Here is a 1415-nt window from a genome sequence, read left to right as displayed (position 1 = left end):
CTTCGGCGTTGTAAGGTTAAGCCTCACGGTTCATTAGTATCGGTTAGCTCAACGCATCGCTGCGCTTACACACCCGACCTATCAACGTCGTCGTCTTCAACGTTCCTTCAGGAGACTTAAAGTCTCAGGGAGAACTCATCTCGGGGCAAGTTTCGTGCTTAGATGCTTTCAGCACTTATCTTTTCCGCATTTAGCTACCGGGCAGTGCCATTGGCATGACAACCCGAACACCAGTGATGCGTCCACTCCGGTCCTCTCGTACTAGGAGCAGCCCCCCTCAATTCTCCAGCGCCCACGGCAGATAGGGACCGAACTGTCTCACGACGTTCTAAACCCAGCTCGCGTACCACTTTAAATGGCGAACAGCCATACCCTTGGGACCTACTTCAGCCCCAGGATGTGATGAGCCGACATCGAGGTGCCAAACACCGCCGTCGATATGAACTCTTGGGCGGTATCAGCCTGTTATCCCCGGAGTACCTTTTATCCGTTGAGCGATGGCCCTTCCATTCAGAACCACCGGATCACTATGACCTGCTTTCGCACCTGCTCGAGCCGTCACTCTCGCAGTCAAGCTAGCTTATGCCATTGCACTAACCTCCTGATGTCCGACCAGGATTAGCTAACCTTCGTGCTCCTCCGTTACTCTTTGGGAGGAGACCGCCCCAGTCAAACTACCCACCAGACACTGTCCGCAACCCGGATTACGGGTCTACGTTAGAACACCAGCCATTAAAGGGTGGTATTTCAAGGACGGCTCCATGCAGACTGGCGTCCACACTTCAAAGCCTCCCACCTATCCTACACATCAAGGACCAGTGTTCAGTGTCAAGCTATAGTAAAGGTTCACGGGGTCTTTCCGTCTTGCCGCGGGTACACTGCATCTTCACAGCGAGTTCAATTTCACTGAGTCTCGGGTGGAGACAGCCTGGCCATCATTACGCCATTCGTGCAGGTCGGAACTTACCCGACAAGGAATTTCGCTACCTTAGGACCGTTATAGTTACGGCCGCCGTTTACCGGGGCTTCGATCAAGAGCTTCGCGTTGCCGCTAACCCCATCAATTAACCTTCCGGCACCGGGCAGGCGTCACACCGTATACGTCCACTTTCGTGTTTGCACAGTGCTGTGTTTTTAATAAACAGTTGCAGCCAGCTGGTATCTTCGACTGATTTCAGCTCCACCCGCAGGGGCTTCACCTACATATCAGCGTGCCTTCTCCCGAAGTTACGGCACCATTTTGCCTAGTTCCTTCACCCGAGTTCTCTCAAGCGCCTTGGTATTCTCTACCTGACCACCTGTGTCGGTTTGGGGTACGATTTGATGTTACCTGATGCTTAGAGGCTTTTCCTGGAAGCAGGGCATTTGTTACTTCAGCACCGTAGTGCCTCGTCATCACACCTCAGCGTTAATAA

Annotated in this window: 1 rRNA gene; it reads right to left on the bottom strand. The window is 52.9% G+C overall.

The annotated features are described in order from the left end of the window. Nucleotides 1-12 precede the first annotated feature (12 nt). Nucleotides 13-1415, bottom strand: a 23S ribosomal RNA gene (locus tag AA74_RS0120075); the annotation flags it as partial.

Origin of the sequence: Enterobacter sp. 5-4 (assembly GCF_000612205.1) — a bacterium.
Classification (GTDB): Bacteria; Pseudomonadota; Gammaproteobacteria; order Enterobacterales; family Enterobacteriaceae; genus Enterobacter; species Enterobacter roggenkampii.
This window is presented reverse-complemented; position numbering and strand designations above follow the sequence as displayed.